Here is a 24,700-nt window from a genome sequence, read left to right as displayed (position 1 = left end):
CGAAGGCACCAGTTTCAACCACACAGACGTAAAGCGAGGCACGAGATTTATGGCAGGACAAGGCCCCTGGGGCGGCGGCGGAGATGATGACAAGGGCGGCAGGCAGCCACCGCAGGGCGGCGGCCAGCGCCCCTGGGGCAGCCCGGGGGGCGGCAAGGACGACAAGCCGCAGGGGCCGCGCCGCGGCGACCAGATCCCCGAGATCGAGGAACTGGTGCGCAAGGGCCAGGACCGGCTCCGCGTGCTGATGGGCGGCAAGGGGCCGGGCGGTGGCAACCGCGGCGGCGGCCCGCGCCGGCCGCAGGGTCCGCAATTCCAGATGAGCCGCGGCACCTGGGGCATCGCCATCCTCGCCGTGGTGGCGGTCTGGGCCTTTTCCAGCTTCTATACCGTCAAGCCCGAGGAACGCGCGGTCGAGCTTTTGTTCGGCAAGCCCGTGGGCACGGGCGAGCCGGGCCTGAACTTCGCGCCCTGGCCCGTCGTCACCGCCGAGGTGGTGCAGGTCTCGGGCGAGCGGACCACGGAAATCGGCACCGGCCGCGCCGGGCCGATGGATTCGGGGCTGATGCTGACCCGCGACCAGAACATCGTCGACATGGCCTATCAGGTGGTCTGGAACATCTCGGACCCCGAGAAATTCCTGTTCAACCTGGCCGATCCCGACGACACGATCCGCGCCGTCTCGGAATCCGCCATGCGCGACATCGTGGCGCGCTCCGAACTGGCGCCGATCCTGAACCGCGATCGCGGCGCCATCGCCGACGACCTGAAGCTGGCGGTGCAGAACACGCTGAACGATTACGAGGCGGGGATCAACGTGCTGCGCGTCAACCTCGACCGCGCCGACCCGCCGCGCGAGGTGATCGACAGCTTCCGCGAGGTGCAGGCCGCCCAGCAGGAACGCGACCGGCTGGAGAAAGAGGCCGACGCCTATGCGAACCGCGTGCTGGCTAGCGCCCGGGGCGAGGCCGCCGCCGTGATCGAACGCGCCGAAGCCTATCGCGCCGAGGCCGTGAACACCGCCGAGGGCGAGGCCGCGCGCTTCAACTCGGTCTATGACGAATATGTCAAGGCGCCGGAGGTGACACGCCGCCGGATGTATCTGGAAACCATGGAAAAGGTTCTGGGCGGGGTGAACAAGGTCATCCTCGACGGCGAGGCCGGGCAGGGCGTCGTGCCCTATCTGCCGCTGGATCAGCTGCGCAGCGGGGCTGCGGGCGCTCGCAACACCGAGGGGGGGAACCAGTGATGAACCGTGTAATCTCGCTTCTGGCGCTGCCCTTCCTGGTCGTGGTGGCGGTCCTGGTGGTCTCGGCGCTCTATATCGTCGACGTGCGTGAAAAGGCCCTTGTCCTGCGCTTCGGCGAGGTGGTCGAGGTGCGCGAGGAGCCGGGCCTTGGCATCAAGGTGCCCTTCCTCGACAATGTGGTGAAATACGATGCCCGCATTCTCGGCCTGCCGACCCCGCCGATGGAGGTCACGCCGCTGGACGACCGCCGGCTGGTGGTCGACGCCTTTGCGCGCTGGCAGATCACCGATGTGGTGCAGTTCCGTCGCGCGGTGGGCTCGGGCGGCATCGAGTTCGCGCAGCGCCGGCTGGAGCCGATCGTGACCAACGCGATCCGGCAGGTACTGGGCTCGGTGCCCTCGACCACGGTGCTGTCGGACGACCGGACGCCGCTGATGAACCGCATCCGCGACTTGTCGCGCGACGATGCCCGCGACCTGGGCATTCGCGTCATCGACGTGCGCCTGACCCGCACCGACCTGCCCGAGCAGAACCTGACCGCGACCTATGCGAGGATGCGGGCCGAGCGCGAGCGCGAGGCTGCCGACGAGATTGCTCGCGGCGGCGAGGCCGCGCAGCGTGTCCGTGCCGCCGCCGACCGCACCGTGGTCGAGCTGACCTCCGAGGCGCGCAAGCGGGCCGAGGTGGTGCGCGGCGAAGCCGACGCCCGCCGCAACGCCATATATGCCGGTGCCTTCGGCCGCGACCCCGAGTTCTTTGCCTTCACCCGCTCGATGACCTCCTACGAGCGGGCGCTGCGGGGCGAGAACAGCTCGCTGGTGATCCAGCCGCAGGGCGAGTTCTTCGACTACCTGCGCAACGACGGGGCCGACCGGGCCAATCCGGTGCCGGTGCCCCAGCCGGCTTCGGACGCTACGCCTTCGGACGACGAGTCCGAGACCCAAGGCGCGCTTGAGCCCGGCGAGGCCGTGGCCCCGACCGAGACCACGCGCGAGGGCGAGCCGCTGGGCGCCGGTGCCGGCGTGACGCTGACGCCGCTGCCCGAATCCCTGGCCGCGCCGCCGCAGGAAGAGCCGGTGGTGCCCCCGGCGCCGCTTCCGGCGGACTGATCCGGGCGCGGGCCCGGGACGGGAAACCGGCCGGAACAGGAAAGCGCAACAGGAAAGGCGGGACGCATCTGCGCCCCGCCTTTTTTCATGTCTCGGCACTTCACGCTCCGGTGTTGGTCACGCGCCGGTCATTCCAGCCCGATCAGCTTGCTGTCCTGCCGCTGCTCCTCTTCGGAGAGTTCGCGCTGCCATTCCCGCCAGATCGAGACCAGCAGCGCCATCAGCACCGGCCCGACGAACAGCCCGACGATGCCCATGGTCTTGACCCCGCCGATCAGGCCGAAAAAGGTCGGCAGGAAAGGCAGCTTGACCGGGCCGCCGACCAGGACCGGGCGGATGGTCTTGTCCACGACGAACAGCTCGCAAGTGCCCCAGACGAACAGCGCCGCCCCCGCGACGGGCGAGCCGCTGGCCACCAGATAGATCGAAACCAGCGTGAAGCTGAGCGGCGCTCCGCCCGGGATCAGCGCCATGAAGCCGGTGATGACCCCGAAGGTCACCGGCGAGGGCACGCCCGCCAGCCAATAGGCGATGCCCAGGATCACCCCTTCGCCGATGGCGATCAGCGTCATGCCGGTCACGGTCGAGCTGATCGTCGCGGGCACCACGCGCGACAGCCTGCTCCAGCGGTCGGGCAGGATGCGGCGCCCGACCTGGTCGATCTGCGCCACGATCTTGTCGCCGTCGCGATAAAGCACGAACAGCGTGATCAGCATGAACAGCAGCGTCAGCGCCAGGTGGAAGGCCAGCGTTCCCGCCGTCACCGCGCCGCGATAGATCGCCCCGATATTCGAGCCGCTGACCAGTTGCACGATCTCGCTGATGCCGCCGGGGCGGCCGATATAGGTCTGCCAGTTCTCGTCCAGCCAGTCGCCGATCTGCGGCAGGTCGACCATCCAGCCCGGTGTCGCGGCACCCGAGCTGTTGACCAGGATCGCCCAGTTGATCCAGTCGCGCAACTCGCGGAAGGCATAGATCAGCGCCATGGCGATGGGGATCAGCAGGAAACAGACCAGCACCAGCACCAGCGCCGCCGCCGCCCAGGTGCGGCCCAGGTTCAGCTGATGGGCCGCACGCTCGCGCAGCGGCCAGCTGGCCAGCGCGATCACCATGGCGGCCAGCACGGGCACCAGGAAGCCGTGGAAGAAATAGATCGAGGCCGCCACGATGGCCAGCAGCAGCCAGCGTGCGGCCGAGATATTGGTCAGCAAGGGGGGGCGATGCACGCGCAGCCCGACCTGTTTGGGGCTTTGCCGCGGTGCGGCGGGATCGTTCAGCTCTGTCGCGGTCGTGGGTTTCGGCATTTCGCCTGTCGTCATGGTCCCGATCCTGGCTGGGGGCGGGTCGCGCCCTCCCTGCGGCAACGAGATAACATCTCGCCCCCGGCTGCAAGCCGGAATGCCGCGCCATGGCCGGTTGCCTGCGGATTTCGCGGCTCACGATCTTGTGGGAAGCGCGTGACAGGCGCCGCCGCCCGCGCTAGTCTGGCGCCACCAAGGGGAGCCCCGGCAAGGGGCTGAGAAACCGCTGGCCTCGATCGTCCCGGCGACGGGCGGCGCGGTGACCCTTCGAACCTGACCCGGATCATGCCGGCGGAGGAATGGGAAAGATGCACCTGCCTTTTGCCGGCCTCACCGCGAGGCCGCCCGCACCGACGGTCTCGCCCCAAGCCATGAGGGCATGATGACCGAAACCTTCTTTGAGACCCTGCGCGGCGAATGCGCGACCGATTGGTCCGCCGCCGTGAACCATCGCTTCGTGCGAGAGCTTTGCGACGGCAGCATCGCGGATGCGGCGATGGCGCGCTATCTGGTGCAGGACCACCGCTTTCTCGATGCCTTCCTGACGCTTTTGGGTGCGGCCATCGCCTCGGCCGACCGTTTCGAATCGCGGCTGCGTTTCGGGCGCTTCGCCGGCATGGTCTCGGGCGAGGAGAACGACTATTTCCTGCGCGCCTTTGCCGCGCTTGGCGTCAGCGCGGCGGATCGCGCCGCCATTCCCGACAGCGCCCCTACCGCGGGCTTTCAGGCGCTGATGCGCGAGGCGGCGGCGACGCGCGCCTATCCGGCCGTTCTGGCGGTGCTGAACGTGGCCGAGGGGCTTTACCTCGACTGGGCCATGCGCGCGTCCCGGCCGCTGCCGGAGAACTTCGTCCATGCCGAATGGATCACGCTGCACGACAATCCCTTCTTCCGCGATTTCGTGGGCTTCCTGCGGGACGAGTTCGACCGCGTCGGGCCCGAGGCGGCGGATCAGGCGCGGGACTTCTTCAGCCGTGCCGTCCGGCTTGAGCGGGAATTTTTCGATGATGCCTACGCGGGCTAGCGATCAATCCTCGATGATTTCCACATCGGGCGGGCTGCCGGGCGGCCCGCTTTCCCGATAATCCAGCACGATGCGCAAAAGCCCGGCCGGAGCCAGCCGCTCGGATGTGTGGCGCATCTCGGCCAGGCTCCACCAGCGGAATTCGCGGATGGTGGCGGCCTCGGGGGCGTTCTGGATCGCCGGCGTGAAATCCGGGGTCTCGATCAGGAAATAATCCTCGGACTGCCGCCAGCGCTGCTGGTGCAGCGTCATCGCCACGCGTCGCCTCCAGACCAGCGGGCCGATGGCGGGCAGGGCGAAGCCCAGTTCCTCGGCCAGTTCGCGGCGCAGGGTCTGTTCGGGCGTCTCGCCGGGCTCCGCGCCGCCGCCGGGGGTGATCCACCAGTCGCCGCCGCCGTAATCGACCCGCATCAGCAGCACCCGGTCGTCCGGGGTCAGCAGGATGGCGCGCATGGCCTGTCTGTCGATGATCCGCATGTTCGGCCGCCATGAAAAAGGCCCCGGCCGCGCGGGTTGCGCTCCGGGGCCCCAGATTGGTCAGGACGAGGGCTTACTCGTCGTCATTGTCCGGCACGTCGGCGATGTCCTCCAGCGACATGTCGCCATCGTCATCGTCGTCGTCCAGCAGATCGTCGTCCAGATCGCCGGTGTCGGCGTCATCGTCCAGATCGTCGTCATCGACCAGAGCGGTCCGGTCTTCCTCGCGCGAGGCGGCCTTTTCCGAAATCAGCGAGCGCGAGCGGCCGTTGGTCAGGCTTTCCACCGTGAATTCTGCACCGCAGGCCGGGCAGGTCATCGGGTCGTTCGTCAGGTCGTAAAAGCGCGTCGCGCAATGGGGGCAAAGGCGTTTCGTGCCCCATTCCTCTTTGGGCATGGTGTTCTCTTTCTGCCGCGTTCAGCTAAATCCGCTGTCCCCTGCCACAGCCGGGGCAGGCTGTCAAAGCCTTTTCCCCCTTGCAGGCCGGTAGCGGTGCGGGGGAAACATGGGCAGAGGGGCGGCCCTTCGCAAGATGCGGGAAAATATGGACAGGATTCTGGTCGGAGGCGACATTCCGGTGACGCTGCGGCGCTCGGCCCGCGCGCGTCGCATGACCCTGCGCGTGGCGCGCGCGGGCGGAGAGGTGGTGCTGACCCTGCCCAGCCGCGCCAGCCTGTCCGATGGTCGCGCCTTTGCCGAGTCGCGGGCCGAATGGCTGCGCCAGACCCGGGCCGGGATGCCGCCGCTGCGCCTGGTGGATCATGGCGCCCTGCTGCCCGTCGAGGGCCGCCAGCGGCGGATCCTGCCCCATGGCGGGCGCAGGGTGGAACTGGCGGACGAGGCGCTGCTGGTGCCGCAGGGCCGTCCCCCCGGCGTGCTGGTCGAGACCTGGCTGAAGCATCTGGCGCAGGCACGGCTGATTTCGGCCTGCGGCCGCCATGCCGAGGCGCTGGGGCGCGGTTTTCGCGCGCTCGCGCTGCGCGATACCCGCTCGCGCTGGGGCAGCTGCACCCATGACGGGCGGCTGATGTTTTCGTGGCGGTTGGCCATGGCGCCGCCCGAGGTGCTGGACTATGTCGCCGCGCATGAGGTGGCGCATCTGCTGCATATGGATCACTCCGCCGCCTTCTGGGCCGCGACCGGCCGGTTGAGGCCCGATTATGCACGCCATCGCGACTGGTTGCGCCAGCATGGGCATGAACTGCTGGCCTGGCGCTTCCGCTCCTGACCGGGGCGGCTTGACGGCGGCCGGATTTGTGATCACAGATGGCGCATGACTGTTACGCGTTCCTCGGAAAGTTCGGCCCATGAGCGGCTTTATCGCAACCTGCGCCAGCGCATCATGCTGGGCGAACTGCCGCCGGGGCTGCCCCTGACCCTGCGCGGCATCGCCGCCGAGCATCGCGTCTCGATGACACCCGCGCGCGAGGCGGTGCGCCGTCTGGTGGCCGAAGGGGCGCTGTCGCTCTCCTCCTCGGGACGGATCGCCACGCCGGAACTGTCGGTCGAGCGGATCGAGGAACTGGCCGCCCTGCGCGGGCTCATCGAGCCGGAACTGGCCGCCCGCGCCTTGCCGCGTGCCCACCAGGCCCTGATCGAGCGCATGGCCGTCATCAACGCCGCCATCGGCGAGGCGGCCGAGCGCCACGACGCCGTGGGCTACATCCGCACCAATCTGGAGTTCCACCGCCTGCTTTACCTGCGTGCCCAGGCCCCGGCGATGCTGGCCATCGTCGAGACGGTCTGGCTGCAGCTTGGCCCGACCATGCGGGCGCTGTACGGGCGGATGAAGCGCAACGAACCGCCGCGCCATCACCGCATGATCCTGGCCTCGCTGCGGGCCGGGGACGAGCCGGGGCTGCGGCTGGCGGTCCGCGCCGATGTGACGCATGGGCTGCGCCATCTCGGCAGCGCCTGAGGCCGCCCCGGCGCCGCCAGCCGGTCTTTCCGTTTTGCAAATACCCGAAAACCCGGCGATGCGGCGGGGCGCCGCCCGTGCCGGCTCAGACCTCTTCGATGCGCAGCTCGACCGGCTCGCCGGCGATGACGCCGGTGCGGGGCAGGGCCTCGATGGCATGGTCTATGGCCTCGGGCGTGGTCTTGTGGGTGACGATCAGCACCGGCGCCACGCCCTCGCTGCGCGAATGGCCGTATTGGCGCATGCGATCGATCGAGATGCCGGAATCGCCCAGAACGGTCGCCACCTTGGCCAGCGCGCCCGGCTTGTCGGTCAGTTGCAGGCGGATGTAATAGGCCGCCGGAACCGCCGTGCGGGCCGGCTGCGGCGAGGCCAGGGCCATCGCCGGCTGGCCAAAGCTGGGCATGCGCACGCCGCGCGCGATCTCGACCACGTCGGACATCACCGCGCTGGCGGTCGGGCCTTCGCCGGCACCCGGACCGCGCAGCACGATCTGGCCGACCGAGTCGCCCTCGATCACCACCATGTTGGTGCCGCCCTGCAATTGCCCCAGGGGGCTGTCGGCGGGCACGAGGCAGGGCGACATGCGCTGCTCCAGCCCGCGCCCGGTCATCTGCGCCACGCCCAGAAGCTTGATGCGATAGCCCATGTCGGCTGCGCGGCGGATGTCGTCGATGCTGACGCGCTCGATGCCTTCGATCTCGACCGCGTCGAAGCTGGGCCGCGTGCCGAAGGCGATGGCCGCCAGGATCGCCAGCTTGTGGCTGGCATCGATGCCGCCCACGTCCAGCGTCGGGTCGGCCTCCAGATAGCCAAGCTGGCGGGCCTCCTCGAACACCGTCTCATAGGGCAGGCTGGCACTTTCCATGCGGGTCAGGATATAGTTGCAGGTGCCGTTCATCACGCCCATGACGCGGCGGATCTCGTTGCCGGCCAGCGACTCGGTTATGGCCTTGATCACCGGGATGCCGCCCGCCACGGCGGCCTCGAAGCGGATGACCCGGCCATTGGCCTCGGCCAGTTCCGCCAGTTCCTGGCCGTGGATCGCCAGCAGCGCCTTGTTGGCGGTCACCACGTCCTTGCCGGCACGCAGGGCGGCGGTCACCGCCTCGCGGGCGATGCCCTCGTCGCCGCCGATCAGCTCGACGAAGACATCCACGTCCTCGCGCAGCGCGAGCGCACGGGCGTCCTCTTCCCAGCCATAGCCGGACAGGTCCACGTCGCGGTTCTTCATCCGGTCGCGGGCGCTGACGGCGGTGATGGCGATCGGCCTTCCGGCGCGCAGGGCCAGCAGGGCGGCGTGTTTCTGGATGATCTTGACGGTGCCGGTGCCGACCGTCCCGAGGCCAGCGATGCCGAGACGAAGCGGAGAGGCGTTTTGCCCCTGTTTCTGGGCGGACATATGAAACTCTTATTTATGGACCAGGCGGTGTTAGCGGATGGCGCGGCACGTTGCAACGCGCATGGGCTCAGGCCTCGTCGTCGCCCGCCCAATAGCCCTGCACCCCGGTCGCCCGCATCACCCGCAGGACCCGCGTGCCGATCTCGACCGTGTCCGCGCGGACGGCGTCCAGGTCGGCGATGCCCAGCGGCTGGCGCTGCACCTCGCCCTTGGTGTTGACGAAGGCGGGGTGCCAGCGCGCCTTGTCCTCGGTCGGCCGCCAGGAGGCATGGCAAAGCAGGTTGCGCTGCAGGCGGATCTCGGCCAGCCGGTCCGTGATGCGGTTGCGGTCGCGCAGCCCGGGATAGCGGCGCATGGCGGCGTCGAGCTGTTCGATCAGCGTGCCCATGGAGTCGTCGGCGATCGAGACCATGCGGGTCAGCCAGCTTTGCAGCTCTTCCTCGGTCAGGTCGTCGGCCAGCCGCGCGCGGTCCAGCGCATAGATGGTGCGCTTGATGATTTCCTCGAGCCAGCCGAAACTCGCCACGCATTGTCCCAGCGCCGCGGCGAAATCGGCCGGCAAGGTGTAATGCGTCTCGGGCGGCGCGCCTATCCTTGCCATGCTGTCCCGCGGTTGCGGCTCTTGCTCATCCTGTTCCCCGTGTTTTCGGCCTCGTGTTTTCGGCCCCGGTGTTTCCGGGCGCGAGTTTTCCACAGCGCCCGGCGCCAGGCAAGTCGGGGTCAGAGGATCTTTTGCAGCAGCGCCAGGTCCAGCCAGCGGCCGAACTTGCGCCCCGCCTGCGGCAACAGTCCGACCGGCACGTAGCCGATGGCGCGGTGAAAGGCGATGCCGGCCTCGTTCTCGGCCGAGACGGCGGCGATCATGCTGTGCGAGCCGGCGGTGCGGGCATGGTCCTCCAGCGCCGCCATCAGCGCCCGGCCGACCCCGCGCCCGCGCGCGGCGGGCGACAGGATGACGGTATGCTCCATGCAATGGGCATAGCCGTTGCCGCCGCGGAACTGGTCGTAGCTCGCCAGTCCCAGCACTTCGCCGGCCTCCTCGGCAACCAGGAACTCGCGCCCGGCCGCCCGGCGCCCGGCGATCATTTGCGCAAGCCCCTCGGCGGTCTTTTCTTCGTTGGAAAAGGTGATCGTGGTTTCGCGGATCAGCGGGTTCCAGAAGCCCAGCATCGCGGGAATATCCCCGTCGCGCGCAGGACGAAGTTCCATCTCCCGGCCTCCTTTCCCAAAGCAGCCGCCTTCACCGTTTCCAAATATTCGTGCGGCCGCGATGCCAGGCACCGCGGCCGCAGCCTTGTCACGCCGCCCGCGCCGCGCGGATCAGCGACAGGATGTCGCGCGCGGCCGAGGGGATGTTGGTCCCCGGCCCGAAGATCGCCTTTACCCCGGCCTTCTTGAGGAAATCGTAATCCTGCTGCGGGATCACGCCGCCGCAGATCACGATGATGTCGCCCGCGCCTTGCTCCTTGAGCGCGGCGATCAGCTTGGGCGCCAGCGTCTTGTGGCCGGCCGCCTGCGACGAGATCCCCACGACATGCACGTCGTTGTCGATGGCGTCCTGCGCGGCTTCCTCGGGGGTCTGGAACAGCGGGCCGACATCGACGTCGAAGCCGATATCGGCGAAGGCGGTGGCGATCACCTTGGCGCCGCGGTCATGGCCGTCCTGGCCCATCTTGACCACCAGCATGCGCGGGCGGCGGCCCTCTTCTTCGGCGAAGGTCTCGACGTCGCGCTGGATCTGCGCGAAATCGTCGTCGCCCTCATAGGCCGCGCCATAGACGCCGGCCAGGGTCTTGACCTCGGCGCGGTGGCGGCCGAATTCCTTTTCCATCGCCATGCTGATCTCTCCTACAGAAGCGCGCGCCCGCGCGGCTTCGACCGCGGCTTCCAGCAGGTTGCCGCCTTCCTTCGCCCGGCGCGACAGTTCGGCCAGCGCCGCCTGGCATGTCGCCTCGTCCCGCGTCGTGCGGATTCGGTTCAGCCGCGCGATCTGGGCGTCGCGCACCTTCATGTTGTCGATGTCGAGGATGTCGATCGGGTCCTCTTTCGCCAAGCGATACTTGTTCACGCCGACGATGACCTCTTCGCCGCGGTCGATCTGGGCCTGACGGCGCGCGGCGGTCTCCTCGATGCGCAGCTTGGGCATGCCCGAGGCCACGGCCTTGGTCATGCCGCCCATGGCCTCGACCTCCTCGATGAGCGCCCAGGCCTTTTCGGCCAGTTGGGCGGTCAGGCTTTCGACGTAATAGCTGCCGGCCAGCGGGTCGACGACATGGGTGATGCCGGTTTCCTCTTGCAGGATCAGCTGGGTGTTCCTTGCGATCCGCGCGCTGAACTCGGTGGGCAGCGCGATGGCCTCGTCCAGCGCGTTGGTGTGCAGCGACTGCGTGCCGCCAAGCGCCGCCGCCATCGCCTCGTAGGCCGTGCGGACCACGTTGTTGTAGGGGTCCTGCTCCTGCAGGCTGACGCCCGAGGTCTGGCAATGGGTGCGCAGCATCAGCGAGCCGGGCTTCTTCGGCTCGAACTCCTTCATGATGCGCGTCCACAGCAGCCGCGCCGCGCGCAGCTTGGCCGCCTCCATGAAGAAATTCATGCCGATGGCGAAGAAGAAGGAGAGCCGCCCCGCGAACTGGTCCACGTCCATCCCGGCCTTCAGCGCGGCGCGCACATATTCGCGCCCGTCGGCCAGCGTATAGGCCAGCTCCTGCACCAGGTTCGCGCCCGCCTCCTGCATGTGATAGCCGGAGATCGAGATCGAGTTGAACTTGGGCATCTCGTTCGAGGTGTATTCGATGATGTCCGCGATGATCCGCATCGAGGGCTCGGGCGGATAGATATAGGTGTTGCGGACCATGAACTCCTTGAGGATGTCGTTCTGGATCGTGCCCGACAGCACGGCGCGGGAATGGCCCTGTTCCTCGCCGGTGACGATGAAGTTCGCCAGAACCGGGATCACCGCGCCGTTCATGGTCATGGACACGGAAACCTTGTCCAGCGGGATGCCGTCGAACAGGATCTTCATGTCCTCGACGCTGTCGATGGCGACGCCGGCCTTGCCCACGTCGCCCTCGACGCGCGGATGGTCGCTGTCATAGCCGCGATGCGTCGCCAGGTCGAAGGCGACCGAGACGCCCTGCTGCCCGGCCGCCAGCGCCTTGCGATAGAAGGCGTTCGATTCCTCTGCGGTGGAAAAGCCCGCATATTGCCGGATGGTCCAGGGCCGGCCGGCATACATGGTGGCGCGCGGGCCGCGGGTGAAGGGCTCGATGCCGGGCAGGCTGCCCAGATGAGGCAGGTCCTTCACGTCCGTCTCGGTATAAAGCGGCTTGACCTCGATCCCTTCCAGCGTGTGCCAGGTCAGGCTGTCGGGATCGGCGCCTTTCAACTCCTTGCTGGCGAGCCTGCGCCATTCCTCGAGGGCGGCTTTCGTGCTTTCGGTCATCTTGCATCCTTTCCCACGGCCCCTCGGCTCTTATATGAATGAGTAGATGAGGGGATGATGAAACTGAAACGGTTGATTTTTCTGGCTATGGTGCCGCTGGTGGCGGCGATGGGGTCCAGGCCCGAGGGCGAGGCGGACGGCCATCGCCCGTATGTGCGCGGCGAAGTGCCCGCCGCGCGCAGCGAAAGCGATGCCTCCGCGCGCCCTGACAGGCCCGCGAACGAACTGACCGTTCTGCCTGCGGCCGAGGCCGATCCGGCGGAATTCATGTGGCAGGCGCGGCCGGTGGTGATCTTTGCCAATACCGCGGCCGATCCGGCCTTTGTCGAGCAACTGGCGGCCCTGCGGCGCGACCCGGCGCCGCTGATCCTGCGCGACGTGGTGGTGATCACCGATACCGACCCGGCGGCGGCAAGCATCTGGCGCCGGCAATTGCGACCCGAGGGGTTCTCGCTGGTGCTGATGGACAAGGACGGCCAGGTCAAGCAACGCAAGCCCGTGCCCTGGTCGGTGCGCGAGATCACGCGGGCGATCGACAAGTTTCCCTTGCGCTTGCAGGAAATCGGGCGCGCCGGGCTGCCATAGGAAGTTGCGAAAATCGCAACTCCTTCATTGCGACAAGGGGCTTGACGCCTTATCTTGGGGCCAGGGCAGATGGGCTGCCCGCTGCAAAGGAGCTGTGCCATGGCGAAATCGTCCCTGACGCGCGTGACCGACGAGGCCGCTCCGTCCCGGCCGCGCAAGCCGGACCCGGCCATCGAGCAGGTGATCGAGCGGCTGCGCCGCACCCGCAGCGCGAATGAAATCACCAGTGTCATCGGCCTGAAACCCATCAAAGGCCGCTCCGGTCCGAAGATCGCTTATTGAGGCGATCGCGAAGCCCGGCCAATTCGCCGGGCAGGGTGGCGGCGATCAGCCGGCCCGCATCCTCGCGCTGCTTGCGCAGCATGGCCTGGATCTCGGCCTCGCCGCCGCGCAGGCTGGCGGTCAGCACCTCCAGAACGTCCAGCCCGGCCTCGCGCGCTTCCTGGTTCAGCAGAATGTAATCCAGCATCATGTCGGCGGCGCCCTCGGGACGGCTGCGGGCCATGCGGCGAATGGATTCGGCCATGGAATCCATGACCGCGATCAGCCGGTAATAGATGACCACCGGGTCGATCACCGCCCCCGGCAGCAGGTGGATGTCCGGCAGCACGGCGCGAAAGATGCGGTCGTTGCCGCTATGGGCGATGACCAAGCCGGCATTGCCCTCTTCGATCTGCGAAAGCAGCGTGTCAAAGCGCCCGTCCTGCACCTGGCGCTCCAGCGCGACGACATGGGCGCGCACCTCGGCCAGAAGCGCGCGCTGCATGTCGTCGACCCGCTCGGTCCGCAGCTTGGCATCGCGGCGGCGGTTCTGGAAGGCGACGACCCACCAGCCCGTGGCGATGAACAGCCCGGCGATGAACGCCTGCTGTGCCTGGGGGCTGAGATAGTCGTCCAGAATCGGCATGGGTTCCCACCTTGCAGCCGGGCGCCTGCAAGCGCCCGGCGGTTTCCTGTCACTCGAACTCGATGATCACGTCATCGACCTTGAGGCTTTCGCCGGGCGCGGCGTTGACGGATTTCACCACGGCCTTCTTCTCGGCGCGCAGGATGTTTTCCATCTTCATCGCCTCGACCGTGGCCAGCGCCTGGCCCTCCTGCACCTCGTCCCCGGCCTCGACATTGATCCTGACCACCAGTCCCGGCATCGGGCAGAGCAGGAATTTCGAGGTGTCGGGCGGCAGCTTCTCGGGCATCAGCCGTGCCAGTTCAGCTGCGCGCGGGCGGCGGACATAGGTTTTCAGGTCCGCGCCGCGCACCCGCAGCCGGAAGCCCGAGGGCAGGCGGTCCACCTTCATCACCAGCGGCGCGCCATCGACCGAAAGCCGGGCAAGCGACTGCCCCGGTAGCCAGTCGCTTTCGACGCGCAGCTTCCTGCCGTCGATCTCGACCGTCGAGCCCTGCTTGTCGGCGGTGATGCGCACCGGGATCTCCTTGCCGGCGACGAAGACCACCCAATGCTCGCCGACATGGCGTTCGTGATTGTCCAGCCGGCCCGAGATGCGGGTGCGCCGGATTTCCGCGACGCGGTGCATGGCCGCGGCCGAGGCGGCGACGCGGGTGATCTCGGCATCGGGCAGCGTTGCGCCCAGGAAGCCGTCGGGATATTCCTGCGCGATGAAGGCGGTGGAAATATCGCCCGAGACGAATTTCGGATGGTCCATCACCGCCGAAAGGAAGGGCAAGTTGTGGCCGATGCCCTCGACCTCGAACTCGTCCAGCGCCAGCCGCATCTGCTCGATGGCCTCGGCGCGGGTCGGCGCCCAGGTGCAGAGCTTGGCGATCATCGGGTCGTAATACATGCTGATCTCGCCGCCCTCGTAGACGCCGGTATCGTTGCGCACCCCGGTCGCGGCCGCGGGCGGATGGTCGCCGGGATGGGCGGGCACCCAGGTATCGGCGGCCTGCATCGGGCCGGCGGCGGTCTCGGCGGGCGGGCGATAGCGGGTCAGCCGGCCGATCGAGGGCAGGAAGTTGCGATACGGATCCTCGGCATAAAGCCGGCTTTCGATGGCCCAGCCGTTGATCTTCAGGTCCGCTTGCGCGAAAGGCAGCTTCTCGCCGGCCGCGACGCGGATCATCTGCTCGACCAGGTCGATGCCGGTAATCAGCTCCGTCACCGGATGCTCGACCTGCAGGCGGGTGTTCATTTCCAGGAAATAGAAGTTCTTCTGGCCGTCGACGATGAACTCGACCGTGCCGGCCGATGCGTAGCCCACCGCCTTGGCCAGCGCCACGGCCTGCTCGCCCATCGCCTTGCGGGTCGCCTCGTCCAGGAAGGGCGAGGGCGCCTCTTCGATCACCTTCTGGTTGCGACGCTGGATCGAGCATTCCCGCTCATGCACATAGACGCAATTGCCGTGCTTGTCGGCCAGCACCTGGATCTCGATATGCCGGGGCTGGGTGACGAATTTCTCGATGAAGATGCGGTCGTCGCCGAAGCTGTTCGCCGCCTCGTTCTTGGACGACTCGAAGCCCTCGCGCGCCTCCTGATCGTTCCAGGCGATGCGCATGCCCTTGCCGCCGCCGCCGGCCGATGCCTTGATCATCACCGGATAGCCGATCTGGCCCGAGATCTTTACCGCCTCGTCCGCATCGGCGATCAGGCCCATATAGCCGGGAACCGTGCTGACCCCTGCCTCTTGCGCCAGTTTCTTCGAGGTGATCTTGTCGCCCATCGCCTCGATCGCAGGCGAGGGCGGGCCGATGAAGACGACGCCTTCCTTCTCCAGCGCCTCGGCGAATTTCATGTTCTCGGACAAGAAGCCGTAGCCGGGATGCACCGCCTCGGCCCCGGTCTGCCGGATCGCCTCCATGATCTTGTCGATCACGATATAGGACTGATTGGCCGGGGGCGGGCCGATATGGATGGCCTCGTCCGCCATCTTGACATGCAGCGCGTTGCGGTCGGCGTCGGAATAGACGGCGACGGTCTGGATGCCCATCTTCTTGGCGGTCTTGATGACCCGACAGGCGATCTCGCCCCGGTTGGCGATCAGGATTTTCTTGAACATGTTTCTTTCCCTTGGGGCAGATCCCGAACGTGAAAAAGCCGCCCCGGCAGGTTGCCGGGACGGCTGGAAAAAGGCTGGATCGGCGCGCCGAGGCGGGCCGTCAGCGTGGCGAAGGCGTTATTGGCACAGACGCACGTCGTCGCAGAGCGCGCCGGCGACAGCGCCGATCGCCGCGCCCTTGGCGACGTTATGGCCGCCCACATGGGCAGCGGTCGCGCCGACACCGGCGCCGATGAGGCCGCGATCCATGTCGGTCGGATTGATGCCTTGGGTGCAGCCGGCCAGGCCGAAAAGGCCGAGGCCAAGCGCGAGGACGAGTTTCTTGGACATCTCGTTTGCTCCGGGATGCGGGCGGCGGCGCGGGCGGTCAGCCCTGCGCCATCGGCCCTGTTGAAATCAGTAGCGGCGCTGGCAGACGCCGGCGTCGTCGCACAGCGCACCGCCGGCCGCGCCGATGAGGGCGCCGGTTGCAACGTCACCGTCGATGATCTTTGCCACGGCCGCACCGGCCAACGCGCCGCCAGCCGCGCGCTGCGCGTCGGGGGACAGGGTCGAGCCGCCGCCATAGCCCTGTTCGCAGGCAGCAAGGCCGGCGACCAGCAGGACTGCGCCGGAAAGACGGAGGATGACGGATTTTTGCATAGCTTTTTGCCTGTATTATGGGCCCGCTTCCGGGCCGTTGGTGATAGAGGTGCGCACAATATTGCACGCACTATCCCCGGAAGAAACTGACAACGGTGTGAAAAGGCAACGCTACGCGGCAATCCGCCCATCCCCAGGCCGGCCATCAGAGCTCGTCCTCGCCGTCCCGATCCTCGTCATCCCACTCCTCGTCGTCCCAGTCGAATTCCGGGGCGTCCTCGGCGAAAAGCTCGGGAAAACTGGCCTCGGCGCGCTTCATGTCGACGCGCAGAAGCTGGTCGTAATCGGTGGGGTCCAGCTTGCCGACGGCGATCACCTCGCGGCCGAGCAGCCAGGACAGACGCCCGGCGTCGAGATTGCCGCGCTGAAAGGGTTCCTCGCCGAAATGCGCGATCAAGGCTGCCAGAAAGGCGGTGTCGGCGCGGCGGTCGGCCGGCTTGCGGTCGCGGAAACGCTCGCGCCGGGTCAAGGGCGTTGCACCCTTCTTGTTGGCGCGGCGGATGGTGAACTGGAAATCGGTGCCGGGAAGGCGGCCGGGAAAGCCGCGATGCTTCAGCATGTCTTGCCCCCTCTTGGAATTGCGTTGGCGCGCGGGGGGCAGGCGGAACGCGGATCGCGCGGGCCGCCTTGCAGCCCGCGCGCGGCCAATGGCTCAGTTGGCGCCGTATTTGCCTTGGAAGACCGGCTCGGGCTGGACCGGAATCGGGGCGACATCGGGCTCTTTCTTGGCGCAGGCCGCTGCGAGGCCGACCAGGACGAGGGCGAGTGCAAGCTTTTTCGACATGTTGTCATGCTCCTGTAATGCGGGACGGCGAGGTCCCGACTGCTCGGTTGAGATTCGGCCGCTTCGTGCGACCGCGGCGCCATGATAGCCAGCACGGGGCAGGGCCGACAGGCGCCCGGCAGGCAGGCGGGCGCGGGTGCGGGCGGCTGTGGCAGGCTTGCATCAGAGGGCAGGGGGAAACGCATCACCACGGCTCCCATTCGCAGGTGTCGCGGTCGGGCGGCAGGCGGAACGCCTCGAATATCTGCACCGCCTCGGGATCGAAGGCGCCGAAGGGCACCTCGCGGTCGGCCAGGCTGATGATGATCTGGCTGGGCCGCGGCGCCGGAGCGGCGATGCGGGGCAGGGCCCAGTTCTCGCATAGCCAGACGATGTCGTCATGCACGGGGTCCTGCGCCAGCACGTCGGGCGCAGCGGGCAGGACCGGGGTGCCGACCAGCGCATCGGCCGCTTCCTCCTCGGTTTCGGGGGGAATGTCCGCCTCGGCCAGATCCTCCAGCGTCGCGGGGTCGATCAGGCCGTCATCCGGCTCGGCGCCCAGGGTCTCGCCGGTTTCGGTGTCGATCTCGATCGGTTCGCGCGCCTCGTTTTCCACGAAATCCGAGGCCGGGCCGCTGGTCGCCGGCACGCGCTGCGCCAGGTCGGGCATGACGAAGCGAAAGCGATAGGTCAGGCCGAACCCGCCGGCATCGTCGTGGCGCGTCTCTTGCCAGCGCACCACGGCGCCCGAGGGCAGGACGATGTCGGCCTGGGCGCCTTGCGCCAGCGCAGGGCCGGCCATCCCGGCCAGAACGGCCGAGGGCACCAGCGCAAGGCCGATCACCGCAATTCCCGACATGCGTCCTCCCTCCGGTTTCCCGCCGTTACAGCGGGATGTTGTCGTGCTTCTTCCAGGGGTTCGACAGCTTCTTGCCGCGCAGTGAGGCAAAGGCCCTTGCGACGCGGCGGCGGGTCGAATGCGGCTGGATCACCTCGTCGATGAAGCCTTTCTCGGCGGCGACGAAGGGGTTGGCAAAGCGGTCCTCGTAATCCTTGGTGCGGCCGGCGATCTTCTCGGCATCGCCGAGTTCGCTGCGATACAGGATCTCGACCGCGCCCTTGGCGCCCATCACGGCGATCTCGGCGGTGGGCCAGGCATAGTTGAAATCGCCGCGCAGGTGCTTGGAGGCCATGACGTCATAGGCGCCGCCGTAAGCCTTGCGGGTGATGACGGTCACCTTCGGCACCGTCGCCTCGCCATAGGCGAAGAGCAGCTTCGCGCCATGCTTGATGACGCCGCCATATTCCTGCCCGGTGCCCGGCAGGAAGCCCGGCACGTCGACGAAGGTCAGGATCGGGATCTCGAAGGCGTCGCAGAAGCGCACGAAACGCGCGGCCTTGCGCGAGCTGTCGATGTCGAGGCAGCCGGCCAGCACCATGGGCTGGTTGGCGACGACGCCCACGGTCTGGCCCTCGATGCGGATGAAGCCGGTGATGATATTGGCGGCGAAATCCTTCTGGATCTCGTAGAAATCGCCCTCGTCCCCGACCTTCAGGATAAGTTCCTTCATGTCGTAGGGCTGGTTCGGGTTGTCGGGGATCAGCGTGTCGAGGCTGGGCTCGACGCGGTTCGGATCATCGAAGAACGGCCGGGTCGGCGCCTTCTCGCGGTTGTTGAGCGGCAAGAGGTCGACCAGCCGGCGGATCTCGGACATGGCCTCGACGTCGTTTTCGAAGGCGCCGTCGGCGACCGAGCTCTTCTTGGTATGGGTCGAGGCGCCGCCCAGCTGCTCGGCCGTCACCACCTCGTTCGTCACCGTCTTGACCACGTCCGGGCCGGTCACGAACATGTAGGAGGTGTCCTTGACCATGAAGATGAAGTCGGTCATCGCCGGCGAATAGACCGCGCCGCCGGCGCAGGGACCCATGATGACCGAGATCTGCGGCACCACGCCCGAGGCCATGATGTTGCGCTGGAACACGTCGGCATAGCCGGCAAGGCTGGCGACGCCCTCCTGGATGCGCGCGCCGCCCGAATCGTTCAGCCCGATCACCGGGGCGCCATTCTGGACCGCCATGTCCATGATCTTGCAGATCTTCTGCGCATGGGTTTCCGATAGCGAGCCGCCGAAGACGGTGAAGTCCTGGCTGAACACATAGACCATGCGGCCGTTGATCGTGCCCCAGCCGGTGACCACGCCGTCGCCGTAGGGGCGGTCCTCCTGCATGCCGAAATCGGTCGAGCGGTGGCGGACGAACATGTCGAATTCCTCGAAGGAACCCTCGTCCAGCAACAGCTCGAGCCGCTCGCGCGCGGTCAGCTTGCCGCGGGCGTGCTGGGCGTCGATGCGCCGCTGTCCGCCGCCCAGCCGCGCATCGCGGCGGCGCGATTCCAGTTCGCCGAGGATGTCCTTCATGAGCCGTCTCCCTTTGGGTTTGCAGCAAACTATAGGCTTGCTGCGGGTGCGGGAAGCGGAAAGGCGAATATTTGCAAAATATGCTAGCATCCCGCGCTGCAAATAGCAAAAATGCTAAAACCCTTGACGCCGCGCATGGCAGGAGCCATGCCGCTGCCATGGGACTCGTCATCGATATTCCGGCCATCGTGGCCAACTGGAAGGCGCTTGCGGCCAGGGCCCCGGGCGCGCGGGCGGCTGCGGTCGTCAAGGCCGATGCTTATGGGCTGGGCGCGGATCGCGTCGCGCCGGCGCTTTACGCGGCGGGCGCGCGGGATTTCTTCGTCGCGCTGGCCTCCGAGGGGCGGGCGATCCGGCCGCTTCTGCCCGATGATGCGCGCATCTTCGTGCTGTCCGGCCATATGGAGGGCGCGGATCTGGCCGGGCTGGTTCCGCTGCTGAACAGTCCCGAACAGTTCTTCCGCGACCGTGCGCTGCGTCCGCGCGGTCCCTTCGGCATCCAGCTTGACAGCGGCATGAACCGGCTGGGCATCGAGCCCGGCGAATGGGCAGCCATCCGGGCCGAGGCGCTGGCCGCCCGCCCGGCGCTGATCATGTCGCACCTGGCCTGCGCAGACGAGCCGGACCACCCGGCCAATGCCCAGCAGCTCGCCGCCTTTCGCGCGATGACCGAGGACGTGACCGCGCCGCGTTCGCTGGCGGCGACGGGCGGCATCCTGCTGGGGCCGGATTACCATTTCGACCTGGTGCGGCCCGGCATCGGGCTTTACGGCGGCGAGCCCTTTGCCGATGCGCGGCCCGTGGTGACGCTGGCGCTGCCGGTGATCCAGGTGCGCGAGGTGAAGCCCGGCGAATCCGTGGGCTACGGCTATGCCTGGACTGCCGCGCGCCCGTCGCGCGTGGCGACGGTGGCGGCGGGCTATGCCGACGGGCTGGCACGGGCGCTGGCGCGGGACGGCAAGCTGACGCTTTGGGTCGGCGAGCGCGGGGTGCCGGTGATCGGCCGCATCTCGATGGACCTGATCACCGTCGACGTGACCGATCTGCCCGACGTGCCGGCGGCGCTGGAGATCCTGAACGCGCGGCAGGGCGTCGATGACCTGGCGGCGCTGTCGGGCACCATCGGCTATGAGATCCTGACCTCGCTGGGGCGGCGCTACGAGCGGACCTGGCTTTGAACCCGATCCGGCTGACCGGCAGGGCGGCGATCGGCCTGACCCGGATGACCGGGCAGGTGACGATCTTTGCCGCACGCGGTCTGGCCCGGGTCGGGCAACATCCGGCGGAACTGGCGCGGCAGGTCATGCAGATCGGCTGGCTCTCGCTGCCGGTGGTCGGGCTGACGGCGCTGTTCACCGGCGCGGCGCTGGCCTTGCAGATCCATTCCGGGGGCGAGCGCTTCCAGGCCGGCGACGTGGTGCCCGCCATCGTCGCCATCGGCATGGCGCGCGAGCTTGGCCCAGTGCTGGGCGGGCTGATGGTCGCAGCCCGCGTCGCCAGCGCCATCGCGGCAGAGCTGGGCACCATGCGCGTGACCGAGCAGATCGACGCGCTGGTGACGCTTTCGACCGATCCCGTGGGCTGGCTGGTCTCGCCCCGGCTGTGGGCGGCGCTGCTCTGCGTCCCGATGCTGGTGGGCGTGGGCGACGTGATCGGCATCATGGGCGGCTGGCTGATCGGAGTGAACGCGCTGGGGTTCAACTCGGCCATCTACCTGTCCAATTCCTGGGCCTATCTGGAAAGCTGGGACGTGGTCTCGGGCCTGCTCAAGGGCGCGGTCTTCGGGCTGATCGTGGCGCTGTCGGGCTGCTGGTTCGGCATGACGGCGGCCGGGGGGGCCGCGGGCGTCGGGCGGGCGACGACCAATGCCGTGGTCGCGGCCTCGGTCGGTATCCTGGCCGCCAATTTCGCGCTGACGGGGCTGTTCTTCTGATGCTGGCGGTGCGCGGCCTGTCCAAAGCCTATGGCGCCAAGCGGGTGCTGGACGGCGTGGACCTGGATCTGGCTGAGGGCGAAAGCCTGGTGGTCATCGGCGGCTCGGGCACCGGGAAATCGGTGCTCTTGCGCTGCATCCTGGGGCTGGAGACGCCCGATGCCGGGCAGGTCCTGTGGCGGGGCGAGCCGCTGGCTGGGCAGCGGGCGGCGTTCATGGACGGCTTCGGCATGCTGTTCCAGAATGCGGCTCTGTTCGACAGCCTGCCGGTCTGGCGCAACGTCGCCTTTCGCCTGCTGCGGACCATGCCCAGGGCGCAGGCGCGCAGGATCGCCATCGATAAGCTGGCCCGTGTCGGCCTTGGCCCCGAGGTGGCGGATCTCTACCCGGCCGAGCTTTCGGGGGGCATGCGCAAGCGCGCCGGGCTGGCCCGTGCCATCGCCGCCGACCCGAAGGTGATCTTCTTCGACGAGCCGACCACCGGGCTGGACCCGATCCGGGCCGCGGCGATCAACGCCCTGATCCGCGGCATCGCCGACGAGACCGGCGCCACCGCCATCACCATCACCCATGACATGAGCTCGGTGCGCAGCATCGCCGACCGGGTGGCGCTTCTGGATCGCGGACGGCTGCGCTGGCAGGGCAGCGTGGCCGGGCTGGACTCGGCCGAGGACGATTACCTGCGTGATTTCGTCGCAGGGCGCGCCCGCCCCATGGCGCGCGGACCGCAAGCATGATGTCCGTTTTTTCGCCGAATCGGCTGCAAATCCAAAACAGCGGGGCCGCCCCTCTTGTGCGAATCCCGCGCAGTTGCAACCATGAGTTACTGAGAACCCCACCTCGGAGACGAATTTGGGTCTGACCCCTACGCATCCCGCGACCGCGACCCCCGGCGAAACCCTGCTGGAATTCCACGACAACCGGCTGTTGATCGACCTCTGCGGCCCGCATGACCGCCACCTCGCGCGGATCGAGGAGGCGCTGAAGGTGCATATCCTGCGACGCGGCAACCTTCTGTCGGTCGTGGGCCCGGTCGAGGCCCAGGCCGAGGCGGCGCAGGTGCTGCGCGCGCTTTACGCAAGGCTGGAGCAGGGCCGCCCGGTCGAGATGGCCGAGGTCGAGGCCGCGTTGCGCATGGGCAGCGAGACGGTGGCCGAAGGGCCGAGCCCGGCCGAGCAGCTGGAGATGTTCCAGACCGGCCCGATCGAGCTGCGCACCCGCAAGAAGACCGTCGAGCCGCGCACCGATGCGCAAAAGGACTATGTCCGTGCGCTGTTCGCCAACGAAATGGCTTTCGGCATCGGCCCCGCCGGCACCGGCAAGACCTACCTTGCGGTGGCCGTGGGCGTGACCATGCTGATCGGCGGCCATGTGGATCGCATCATCCTGTCGCGCCCCGCCGTCGAGGCGGGCGAGCGGTTGGGCTTCCTGCCCGGCGACATGAAGGAAAAGGTCGATCCCTACATGCAGCCGCTCTATGACGCGCTGAACGATTTCCTGCCCGCGAAGCAGGTGCAGAAGCTGATGGAGGAAAAGCGCATCGAGATCGCGCCCTTGGCCTTCATGCGCGGCCGCACGCTGTCGAACAGCTTCGTGGTGCTGGACGAGGCGCAGAACGCCACCACCATGCAGATGAAGATGTTCCTGACCCGGCTGGGCGAGGGCTCGCGCATGGTGGTCACCGGCGACCGCACCCAGATCGACCTGCCGCGCGGCGTGCATTCCGGCCTGGTCGAGGCGGAAAAGATCCTCAAGGGCATCAAGGGCATCAGCTTCAGCTATTTCACCGCCAAGGACGTGGTGCGCCATACGCTGGTCGCCCGCATCATCGAAGCCTACGACGCCGAGGCTGAGGCGGCGCTGGCCCGGGGCGAGGTCTTCGACGAGCGCGGCCAGCGCATCCCGCGGCGCGAGCCGCGGCTGGCCGGCGGGGGAATGGCCGGCGGAGGAGTGGCAGGTGGGGGGCCGAGCGATGCCTGACAGTGCCGACGCGCCGGAAGAGGTGCCGGAGATCGTCGACATCGTGCTGGAGGACGACCGCTGGGAGGATGCCGACCTGCCCGCCATGGCCGAACGCGCCGCCCGCGCGGTGGGCGAATGGCTGGACCTGGATGCCTTTCAGGTCGTGGTCATGGGCTGCGACGACGCCCGCATCGCCGCGCTGAACGCCGAGTTCCGCGGCAAGCCCAAGCCCACCAACGTGCTGAGCTGGCCCGCGGTCGAGTTCGAGGCGCGCGAGCCCGGCGCCCATCCCGAACCGCCGGGGGCCGAGGAACTGGGCGATATCGCCATTTCCTACGACACCTGCCTGCGCGAGGCCGAGGCGCAGGGCAAGCCCTTCGCCGATCACGCCACGCATCTTCTTGTCCATGCCATGCTGCATCTTGCAGGATATGACCATATCGACGACGAGGATGCCGAAACCATGGAGGATGCCGAACGCTCGATCCTGGGCAAGCTGGGCATCCCCGACCCTTATCTGGAACATGAGACATGACCAACGACCGAAGTCCCGACACGCCCGTCTCCGCCGAACCCGCCTCATGGGCGGATGGCACGGGCGGGGACGGGCGTGACCTGCCGCAATCGCGCGGCTTTCTGGGGCGCATCCTGGGTGCCTTCGGCGGCGGCGAGCCCGAGCCCGAGGGCGCCGAGGCCCGCGACAAGGGACCGGCCGCCCCGTCGTCGGGCGTTCCCGGGATGGTCAACCTGCGGCGGATGCGCGTCGACGACGTGGCCGTGCCCAAGGCCGAGATCGTCGCCGCGCCGGTGACTGCCACCCTGCCGGAACTGGTCGAGATGTTCCGCGAGCACGGCTTTTCCCGCATCCCGGTGTTTCGTGGCACGCTGGACAGCCCGCTGGGGCTGATCCACCTGAAGGATCTGGCGCTGAAATACGGCTTCGGCGTCAAGGCTCCGGTCAAGTTCGCGCTGCGCCCGATGCTGCGGCCGCTGCTTTACGTGCCGCCCTCGATGCCCATCGGCGTGCTCTTGCAGCAGATGCAGCAAAAGCGCATCCACATGGCGCTGGTGATCGACGAATATGGCGGCGTGGACGGGCTCGTCACCATCGAGGACCTGATCGAGCAGGTCATCGGCGAGATCGAGGACGAGCATGACGAGATCGAGGGCGGGCTCGTCATCCAGGAAAAGCCCGGCCAATGGCTGATCCAGGCCCGCGCCGCGCTGGAGGATGTCGAGGCCCAGACCGGCCTGCGCCTTGCCACCGACGAGGAAGAGGAAGAGATCGACACGCTGGGCGGCCTGATCTTCATGCTGACCGGCCGGGTGCCGGTGCGCGGCGAGGTGATCCCGCATGAAAGCGGCGCCGAGTTCGAGATCGTCGACGCCGATCCGCGCCGGGTCAAGCGCGTGCGGCTCCGGCTGCCGCAACAGGAGGCGCCGCCGGAGAGCGAGGGCTGA

Annotated in this window: 28 protein-coding genes and 1 riboswitch; of the genes, 13 read left to right on the top strand and 15 right to left on the bottom strand. The window is 68.0% G+C overall.

From position 1 onward, the window contains the following. The first annotated feature begins 49 nt into the window (after positions 1-49). Both hflK and hflC read left to right on the top strand, forming a co-directional pair. Entirely contained in the window at positions 50-1,249 is a 1,200-nt protein-coding gene (gene hflK, locus QPR87_RS09195) for an FtsH protease activity modulator HflK (RefSeq protein ID WP_011749906.1), read from the top strand. Next, entirely contained in the window at positions 1,249-2,358 is a 1,110-nt protein-coding gene (gene hflC, locus QPR87_RS09190; RefSeq protein WP_104493647.1) for a protease modulator HflC, read from the top strand. The genes hflK and hflC overlap by 1 nt, the downstream gene beginning before the upstream one ends. 128 nt (positions 2,359-2,486) lie before the next feature. Here hflC and QPR87_RS09185 read toward each other — a convergent pair whose 3' ends face one another. Beyond that, positions 2,487-3,677: an AI-2E family transporter gene (locus tag QPR87_RS09185; RefSeq protein ID WP_011749908.1), complete on the bottom strand. Its 1,191-nt coding sequence runs from the start codon at positions 3,675-3,677 to the stop codon at positions 2,487-2,489. 167 nt (positions 3,678-3,844) lie between these two features. Then, a riboswitch (TPP riboswitch) is annotated at positions 3,845-3,976 on the top strand. 65 nt (positions 3,977-4,041) lie between these two features. Here QPR87_RS09185 and QPR87_RS09180 point away from each other — a divergent pair. Further along, entirely contained in the window at positions 4,042-4,683 is a 642-nt protein-coding gene (locus QPR87_RS09180; protein WP_011749909.1) for a TenA family protein, read from the top strand. A gap of 3 nt (positions 4,684-4,686) precedes the next feature. Here the strand turns inward: QPR87_RS09180 and QPR87_RS09175 are convergent, their stop codons facing one another. Next, positions 4,687-5,160 carry an NUDIX hydrolase gene (locus QPR87_RS09175; RefSeq protein ID WP_011749910.1) on the bottom strand — a complete coding sequence of 158 codons (474 nt, stop codon included), beginning with the start codon at positions 5,158-5,160 and terminating at the stop codon, positions 4,687-4,689. 73 nt (positions 5,161-5,233) lie between these two features. Next, positions 5,234-5,557, bottom strand: a complete 324-nt coding sequence (locus tag QPR87_RS09170; RefSeq protein WP_011749911.1) for a TIGR02300 family protein — start codon at positions 5,555-5,557, stop codon at positions 5,234-5,236. A gap of 148 nt (positions 5,558-5,705) precedes the next feature. On the opposite strand from QPR87_RS09170, the gene QPR87_RS09165 reads away from it, so the two are divergent. Next, positions 5,706-6,389, top strand: coding sequence for a M48 family metallopeptidase (locus tag QPR87_RS09165; RefSeq protein WP_011749912.1), 684 nt, complete (start codon positions 5,706-5,708; stop codon positions 6,387-6,389). Positions 6,390-6,434: 45 nt separating this feature from the next. Then, positions 6,435-7,079 carry a GntR family transcriptional regulator gene (locus QPR87_RS09160; protein ID WP_011749913.1) on the top strand — a complete coding sequence of 215 codons (645 nt, stop codon included), beginning with the start codon at positions 6,435-6,437 and terminating at the stop codon, positions 7,077-7,079. Between the two features lie 85 nt (positions 7,080-7,164). Here the strand turns inward: QPR87_RS09160 and QPR87_RS09155 are convergent, their stop codons facing one another. From QPR87_RS09155 to scpA, 4 genes are all read right to left on the bottom strand, one after another. Continuing rightward, positions 7,165-8,481 (bottom strand): homoserine dehydrogenase, encoded by a 1,317-nt coding sequence (locus QPR87_RS09155; protein ID WP_285049271.1) that lies wholly within the window; start codon positions 8,479-8,481, stop codon positions 7,165-7,167. A gap of 67 nt (positions 8,482-8,548) precedes the next feature. Next, positions 8,549-9,082, bottom strand: a complete 534-nt coding sequence (locus tag QPR87_RS09150) for a hypothetical protein (RefSeq protein WP_011749915.1) — start codon at positions 9,080-9,082, stop codon at positions 8,549-8,551. Positions 9,083-9,201: 119 nt separating this feature from the next. Further along, entirely contained in the window at positions 9,202-9,690 is a 489-nt protein-coding gene (locus tag QPR87_RS09145; RefSeq protein ID WP_104493648.1) for a GNAT family N-acetyltransferase, read from the bottom strand. An 88-nt stretch (positions 9,691-9,778) separates the two neighbouring features. Then, positions 9,779-11,923: a methylmalonyl-CoA mutase gene (gene scpA / locus QPR87_RS09140; RefSeq protein WP_231000517.1), complete on the bottom strand. Its 2,145-nt coding sequence runs from the start codon at positions 11,921-11,923 to the stop codon at positions 9,779-9,781. A gap of 57 nt (positions 11,924-11,980) precedes the next feature. Here scpA and QPR87_RS09135 point away from each other — a divergent pair, with 57 nt between their 5' ends. Next, on the top strand, positions 11,981-12,508 hold the full coding sequence (locus QPR87_RS09135; protein WP_011749918.1) for a DUF4174 domain-containing protein: 528 nt from the start codon (positions 11,981-11,983) through the stop codon (positions 12,506-12,508). A gap of 99 nt (positions 12,509-12,607) precedes the next feature. After that, positions 12,608-12,790, top strand: a complete 183-nt coding sequence (locus tag QPR87_RS09130) for a hypothetical protein (RefSeq protein ID WP_104493650.1) — start codon at positions 12,608-12,610, stop codon at positions 12,788-12,790. Here QPR87_RS09130 and QPR87_RS09125 read toward each other — a convergent pair. The 8 genes from QPR87_RS09125 to QPR87_RS09090 form a co-directional block, all read right to left on the bottom strand. Continuing rightward, on the bottom strand, positions 12,756-13,415 hold the full coding sequence (locus tag QPR87_RS09125) for a hypothetical protein (protein WP_011749919.1): 660 nt from the start codon (positions 13,413-13,415) through the stop codon (positions 12,756-12,758). The genes QPR87_RS09130 and QPR87_RS09125 overlap by 35 nt on opposite strands. Before the next feature lie 49 nt (positions 13,416-13,464). Continuing rightward, positions 13,465-15,522 (bottom strand): acetyl-CoA carboxylase biotin carboxylase subunit, encoded by a 2,058-nt coding sequence (locus QPR87_RS09120; RefSeq protein ID WP_011749920.1) that lies wholly within the window; start codon positions 15,520-15,522, stop codon positions 13,465-13,467. 117 nt (positions 15,523-15,639) lie between these two features. Beyond that, the gene (locus QPR87_RS09115; protein WP_041530384.1) at positions 15,640-15,852 is read right to left on the bottom strand and encodes a YMGG-like glycine zipper-containing protein; all 213 of its coding nucleotides are present in this window, start codon (positions 15,850-15,852) and stop codon (positions 15,640-15,642) included. A gap of 66 nt (positions 15,853-15,918) precedes the next feature. Continuing rightward, positions 15,919-16,164 carry a hypothetical protein gene (locus QPR87_RS09110; RefSeq protein ID WP_011749921.1) on the bottom strand — a complete coding sequence of 82 codons (246 nt, stop codon included), beginning with the start codon at positions 16,162-16,164 and terminating at the stop codon, positions 15,919-15,921. Positions 16,165-16,309: 145 nt separating this feature from the next. Then, positions 16,310-16,723 carry a hypothetical protein gene (locus QPR87_RS09105; RefSeq protein ID WP_104493651.1) on the bottom strand — a complete coding sequence of 138 codons (414 nt, stop codon included), beginning with the start codon at positions 16,721-16,723 and terminating at the stop codon, positions 16,310-16,312. A 93-nt stretch (positions 16,724-16,816) separates the two neighbouring features. Next, positions 16,817-16,948, bottom strand: coding sequence for a hypothetical protein (locus QPR87_RS09100; protein ID WP_260155383.1), 132 nt, complete (start codon positions 16,946-16,948; stop codon positions 16,817-16,819). A gap of 184 nt (positions 16,949-17,132) precedes the next feature. Beyond that, positions 17,133-17,786, bottom strand: coding sequence for a DUF6497 family protein (locus QPR87_RS09095; protein ID WP_011749923.1), 654 nt, complete (start codon positions 17,784-17,786; stop codon positions 17,133-17,135). A gap of 25 nt (positions 17,787-17,811) precedes the next feature. Beyond that, a complete protein-coding gene (locus QPR87_RS09090) occupies positions 17,812-19,344 on the bottom strand; it encodes an acyl-CoA carboxylase subunit beta (protein WP_011749924.1) in 1,533 nt (510 codons plus the stop codon). 158 nt (positions 19,345-19,502) lie between these two features. Here QPR87_RS09090 and alr point away from each other — a divergent pair, with 158 nt between their 5' ends. The 6 genes from alr (at position 19,503) to QPR87_RS09060 (ending at position 24,700) form a co-directional block, all read left to right on the top strand. Beyond that, positions 19,503-20,522, top strand: a complete 1,020-nt coding sequence (gene alr, locus QPR87_RS09085; protein ID WP_285049258.1) for an alanine racemase — start codon at positions 19,503-19,505, stop codon at positions 20,520-20,522. Next, positions 20,519-21,277, top strand: coding sequence for an MlaE family ABC transporter permease (locus tag QPR87_RS09080; protein ID WP_231000520.1), 759 nt, complete (start codon positions 20,519-20,521; stop codon positions 21,275-21,277). The genes alr and QPR87_RS09080 overlap by 4 nt, the downstream gene beginning before the upstream one ends. Continuing rightward, positions 21,277-22,014, top strand: coding sequence for an ABC transporter ATP-binding protein (locus QPR87_RS09075; RefSeq protein ID WP_285049255.1), 738 nt, complete (start codon positions 21,277-21,279; stop codon positions 22,012-22,014). The genes QPR87_RS09080 and QPR87_RS09075 overlap by 1 nt, the downstream gene beginning before the upstream one ends. Before the next feature lie 115 nt (positions 22,015-22,129). Continuing rightward, positions 22,130-23,257, top strand: a complete 1,128-nt coding sequence (locus QPR87_RS09070) for a PhoH family protein (protein WP_285049253.1) — start codon at positions 22,130-22,132, stop codon at positions 23,255-23,257. Next, positions 23,250-23,774, top strand: a complete 525-nt coding sequence (gene ybeY / locus QPR87_RS09065) for an rRNA maturation RNase YbeY (protein ID WP_285049252.1) — start codon at positions 23,250-23,252, stop codon at positions 23,772-23,774. The genes QPR87_RS09070 and ybeY overlap by 8 nt, the downstream gene beginning before the upstream one ends. Then, entirely contained in the window at positions 23,771-24,700 is a 930-nt protein-coding gene (locus QPR87_RS09060; RefSeq protein WP_104493656.1) for a CBS domain-containing protein, read from the top strand. The genes ybeY and QPR87_RS09060 overlap by 4 nt, the downstream gene beginning before the upstream one ends.

Origin of the sequence: Paracoccus sp. SSJ, from assembly GCF_030234105.1 — a bacterium.
Taxonomy (GTDB): Bacteria; Pseudomonadota; Alphaproteobacteria; order Rhodobacterales; family Rhodobacteraceae; genus Paracoccus; species Paracoccus denitrificans.
Note: the sequence above shows the minus strand (reverse complement) of the source record. Positions and strands in the feature narration are given on the sequence as shown.

Bases quoted from the DNA above. Each gene is read 5' to 3' on its own strand.
- hflK (WP_011749906.1), top strand. From the start codon at position 50: ATGGCAGGACAAGGCCCCTGGGGCGGCGGCGGAGATGATGACAAGGGC.
- hflC (WP_104493647.1), top strand. From the start codon at position 1,249: ATGAACCGTGTAATCTCGCTTCTGGCGCTGCCCTTCCTGGTCGTGGTG.
- QPR87_RS09185 (WP_011749908.1), bottom strand. From the start codon at position 3,677: ATGACGACAGGCGAAATGCCGAAACCCACGACCGCGACAGAGCTGAAC.
- QPR87_RS09180 (WP_011749909.1), top strand. From the start codon at position 4,042: ATGACCGAAACCTTCTTTGAGACCCTGCGCGGCGAATGCGCGACCGAT.
- QPR87_RS09175 (WP_011749910.1), bottom strand. From the start codon at position 5,160: ATGCGGATCATCGACAGACAGGCCATGCGCGCCATCCTGCTGACCCCG.
- QPR87_RS09170 (WP_011749911.1), bottom strand. From the start codon at position 5,557: ATGCCCAAAGAGGAATGGGGCACGAAACGCCTTTGCCCCCATTGCGCG.
- QPR87_RS09165 (WP_011749912.1), top strand. From the start codon at position 5,706: ATGGACAGGATTCTGGTCGGAGGCGACATTCCGGTGACGCTGCGGCGC.
- QPR87_RS09160 (WP_011749913.1), top strand. From the start codon at position 6,435: ATGACTGTTACGCGTTCCTCGGAAAGTTCGGCCCATGAGCGGCTTTAT.
- QPR87_RS09155 (WP_285049271.1), bottom strand. From the start codon at position 8,481: ATGTCCGCCCAGAAACAGGGGCAAAACGCCTCTCCGCTTCGTCTCGGC.
- QPR87_RS09150 (WP_011749915.1), bottom strand. From the start codon at position 9,082: ATGGCAAGGATAGGCGCGCCGCCCGAGACGCATTACACCTTGCCGGCC.
- QPR87_RS09145 (WP_104493648.1), bottom strand. From the start codon at position 9,690: ATGGAACTTCGTCCTGCGCGCGACGGGGATATTCCCGCGATGCTGGGC.
- scpA (WP_231000517.1), bottom strand. From the start codon at position 11,923: ATGACCGAAAGCACGAAAGCCGCCCTCGAGGAATGGCGCAGGCTCGCC.
- QPR87_RS09135 (WP_011749918.1), top strand. From the start codon at position 11,981: ATGAAACTGAAACGGTTGATTTTTCTGGCTATGGTGCCGCTGGTGGCG.
- QPR87_RS09130 (WP_104493650.1), top strand. From the start codon at position 12,608: ATGGCGAAATCGTCCCTGACGCGCGTGACCGACGAGGCCGCTCCGTCC.
- QPR87_RS09125 (WP_011749919.1), bottom strand. From the start codon at position 13,415: ATGCCGATTCTGGACGACTATCTCAGCCCCCAGGCACAGCAGGCGTTC.
- QPR87_RS09120 (WP_011749920.1), bottom strand. From the start codon at position 15,522: ATGTTCAAGAAAATCCTGATCGCCAACCGGGGCGAGATCGCCTGTCGG.
- QPR87_RS09115 (WP_041530384.1), bottom strand. From the start codon at position 15,852: ATGTCCAAGAAACTCGTCCTCGCGCTTGGCCTCGGCCTTTTCGGCCTG.
- QPR87_RS09110 (WP_011749921.1), bottom strand. From the start codon at position 16,164: ATGCAAAAATCCGTCATCCTCCGTCTTTCCGGCGCAGTCCTGCTGGTC.
- QPR87_RS09105 (WP_104493651.1), bottom strand. From the start codon at position 16,723: ATGCTGAAGCATCGCGGCTTTCCCGGCCGCCTTCCCGGCACCGATTTC.
- QPR87_RS09100 (WP_260155383.1), bottom strand. From the start codon at position 16,948: ATGTCGAAAAAGCTTGCACTCGCCCTCGTCCTGGTCGGCCTCGCAGCG.
- QPR87_RS09095 (WP_011749923.1), bottom strand. From the start codon at position 17,786: ATGTCGGGAATTGCGGTGATCGGCCTTGCGCTGGTGCCCTCGGCCGTT.
- QPR87_RS09090 (WP_011749924.1), bottom strand. From the start codon at position 19,344: ATGAAGGACATCCTCGGCGAACTGGAATCGCGCCGCCGCGATGCGCGG.
- alr (WP_285049258.1), top strand. From the start codon at position 19,503: ATGGGACTCGTCATCGATATTCCGGCCATCGTGGCCAACTGGAAGGCG.
- QPR87_RS09075 (WP_285049255.1), top strand. From the start codon at position 21,277: ATGCTGGCGGTGCGCGGCCTGTCCAAAGCCTATGGCGCCAAGCGGGTG.
- ybeY (WP_285049252.1), top strand. From the start codon at position 23,250: ATGCCTGACAGTGCCGACGCGCCGGAAGAGGTGCCGGAGATCGTCGAC.
- QPR87_RS09060 (WP_104493656.1), top strand. From the start codon at position 23,771: ATGACCAACGACCGAAGTCCCGACACGCCCGTCTCCGCCGAACCCGCC.